3 protein-coding genes are annotated in these 2925 nt (G+C 70.7%); all 3 read left to right on the top strand.

The genetic code is table 11. The features are described 5' to 3' along the window. Nucleotides 1-475, top strand: a 475-nt coding sequence (locus tag B3587_RS11940; RefSeq protein WP_292728930.1) for a nitrilase-related carbon-nitrogen hydrolase, incomplete at its 5' end; no start/stop codon positions are given. Next, nucleotides 472-1878: a M23 family metallopeptidase gene (locus B3587_RS11935; RefSeq protein WP_048809230.1), complete on the top strand. Its 1407-nt coding sequence runs from the start codon at nucleotides 472-474 to the stop codon at nucleotides 1876-1878. The genes B3587_RS11940 and B3587_RS11935, both read left to right, overlap by 4 nt. Before the next feature lie 21 nt (nucleotides 1879-1899). Continuing rightward, nucleotides 1900-2778: a M23 family metallopeptidase gene (locus B3587_RS11930; protein WP_236966997.1), complete on the top strand. Its 879-nt coding sequence runs from the start codon at nucleotides 1900-1902 to the stop codon at nucleotides 2776-2778. Nucleotides 2779-2925 lie beyond the last annotated feature (147 nt).

The following is a 2925-nucleotide window of genomic DNA, read 5'->3' as shown; positions in this document are numbered from 1 at the left end:
CCCGCCGCTCGTGCAGGTCGGCGACGTCGGGGTGGGGTTGGCGATCTGCTTCGACGTGATCTACGACGCCGTGATCTGGGACGGTGCCCGCGCCGGCGCAGAGGTGTTCGTGTTCCAGACCAACAACGCCGACTTCCGTGGCACCGACGAGAACCTGCAGCAGCTCGCGTTCGCCCGGATGCGCGCCATCGAAACCGGCCGCGCGGTCGTCAACGTCTCAACGGTGGGCACCAGTCAGGTCATCACCCCGGACGGCACCACCGTCGACAGCATCGGCGTCGACACCGTTGACGCGTCGATCACCACCGTCCCGCTGCGCACCGGACTCACCCCGGCGGTGATCCTCGGTCCCTGGCTCACCGCTCTCATCGTCCTCGCTGCCGCCGGCGCTCTCACCGCGGCGGGGTTCTCCCACCGTGCCCGCACGCGTGCGGCCGCCGCAGATCGTTCGACTGATCCGGGGAGGCACCCATGAACACGCCACGGATGAGGCCTGCCGGAGGTCGACTGGCCTGGTCGCTGCGAACGCTGGCGACGGGCAGCGATCTCACCCTTCCTGGTGACCTGACGGCGGAGGAGTGTGGGTGCGCGCCCACGCCCGCGGAGAGCCGCGCATTCCGGGCCGGGGTGAGCCGGCGCACTCTGCTGACGGCGGGAACATTGAGCGCGGCAGCCGTCCTGGTCGCCGGCCCGCTGTTGCCGGCAGCGTTCGCGGCGACCTATCCGTCCTGGGAGGACGTGCAGGCCGCGAAAGCGAACGAGGCCACCAAAGCTGCCGAGGTGCAGCGGATCCAGGGCCTCATCCAAAGCCTGACCGGCGAGGTGGCGCGCACCCGCACCGCCGCCGAGCAGGCCGCCGGCGCGTTCTACACCGCCCAGCAGGAGTACTTCGACGCATCCATCCGCGCCGACACGTTGCAGTCCCAAGCCGACCTGGAAGCGCAGAACGCGACCGACGCGGCGAACAAGGCCGGCCGCATCGCCGCGCAGCTGTACCGCGACGGGGGCGACACCACCTCCCTCGAGCTGTTCCTCTCCGGGTCGGCCGCGACCGCGGACGATCTCCTGTCCCGGCTGGGCGTGATGGACAAGCTGCTGGAACGCAACCAGGCCGTCTACGCTGCGGCGCTCACCGCCCGCGATGCCGCGCAGAGCCTGACCGATCAGGCGGTGGTGGCCCGGGATGAGCGCGACCGGCTGCAGCAGGTCGCCGAGCAGAAGATGCTCGAGTCGCAGCAGGCCGCCGATGCTGCGCAGGCCGCGCTGGACGCGCAGACCCTCCACCTCGGCGAGCTGCAGGCCCAGCTCGCCGCCCTCGAGGACACCACCGCGAAGACCATCGCCGACTATCAGGCCGGGGTGGAGGCTGCCCGCATCGCCGAGGAGCAGCGGCGAGCGGCGGAGCGCGCCGAAGCGGAACGGCTCGCCGCCTCGGGAGGTGCTGGTGGGGGTGTGGTCAGCTCCGGGTGGGCACGGCCGACCTCCGGGCACCGCACCTCGGGGTTCGGGCCGCGCAGCTCCCAGTGTGGCAACGGGTACTGCTCGACCAGCTACCACTACGGCGTCGACCTCAGCGGCGGATGCGGCGCGGGGATCTACGCCGCCGCGGCCGGCACCGTCGTCTACGCCGGGTACAACGGCGGCTACGGCAACTACATCAAGATCGACCACGGCGGCGGGATCGGCACCGGATACGCCCACATCCGCCCCGGCGGCTTCTACGTCGGATACGGCCAACGCGTGAACGCCGGCGACCTGATCGGCAGCGAAGGCAACACCGGCAACGCGTTCGGCTGCAACCTGCACTTCGAGGCCTACGTGAACGGCTCCCCGGTCAACCCCATCCCCTTCCTCGCCGACCGCGGCGTGTCCATCTGATCCGAAACGAACCAGGACATCATGACTGACCAGACCACCCCACCCGGCGGCGGCGACCAGCCCCAGACGCCCCCCACGCGCCGCAGCCTCCGCCGCGCCGCAACCCCGCCAGTCACCAGCATCACCACCCGCCCCCCACGGCGCCCGCCCGCAGAAACGTCCGCCCGTGGTCGGGTAATCGCGCTGCGCCCAGTGCGCTCCCTGGCGGTCCTGACGGTGGTCACCGGCCTGATCGCCACCTTCGCCCTCCCCGCGTATGCCGCCTGGCAGCCGGCGGACCTCGAGATCCCGACACTGCAGCAAGTCGCGTCCGAGGACGCGCAATCCTTGATCGTCGCCTCCGACGCGACTGGGACGCAGCTCACACGGGAGAGCTACTCGGCCACCACCCAGGCGGAGATCGACCAGAAGAAGGCGGCAGAAGCAGCCGCAGAACGTGCCCGCGCCTCCGCACAAGTCGCCTCGGTGCCCTTCGACTACAGCATCGTGCCCCAAGGCAGTGGAGCCGTGCGGTGGCCGGTGGGCGGTCCGTTCACCGTGACCGACCGCTTCGGTGCTCGAGGCGGCGCGCATATGGGCACCGACATGGTCGCTGCCGGCGGAACCCCCGTCTACGCGTCCGTCGACGGCGTCGTGCGGATCTCGCAGGACAGCTACGGCGGATACGGGGTGACCGTGGTGGTGGAGTCCGTGCTGAACGGGCAACAGGTGAGCACGGTGTACCCGCACATGCAGACCGGAAGCCGGCAGGTCGCCGCCGGGCAGACCGTCACGGCCGGGCAGCTGGTCGGACTCGTCGGCAGCACGGGACGCTCCACCGCGAACCATCTGCACTTCGAGGTCTACCTCGACGGAACCGCCGTGGACTCGCTGGCCTGGCTGGAAGCGAACGCGGGCTGACCGATGTGCACGGATCTACCGCGCCACCCCGCTCGCGGGCACCCCCTGACCGCAACGACGAAGAGGACGACCCTGCCATGACCGGAACCGACGCGCTCTCCCTCGACGGCATCTCACTGCTGCTGGTGTGGACGGCGATCGCCACCT

Source organism: Microbacterium sp. UBA837, assembly GCF_002296025.1.
Classification (GTDB): domain Bacteria; phylum Actinomycetota; class Actinomycetes; order Actinomycetales; family Microbacteriaceae; genus Microbacterium.
The sequence above is the reverse complement of the archived record's forward strand: the minus strand, read 5'-3'. Positions and strand labels throughout refer to the sequence as shown.

Coding starts and splice junctions, on each gene's coding strand:
- B3587_RS11930 (WP_236966997.1), top strand. CDS start 1,900: ATGACTGACCAGACCACCCCACCCGGCGGCGGCGACCAGCCCCAGACG.
- B3587_RS11935 (WP_048809230.1), top strand. CDS start 472: ATGAACACGCCACGGATGAGGCCTGCCGGAGGTCGACTGGCCTGGTCG.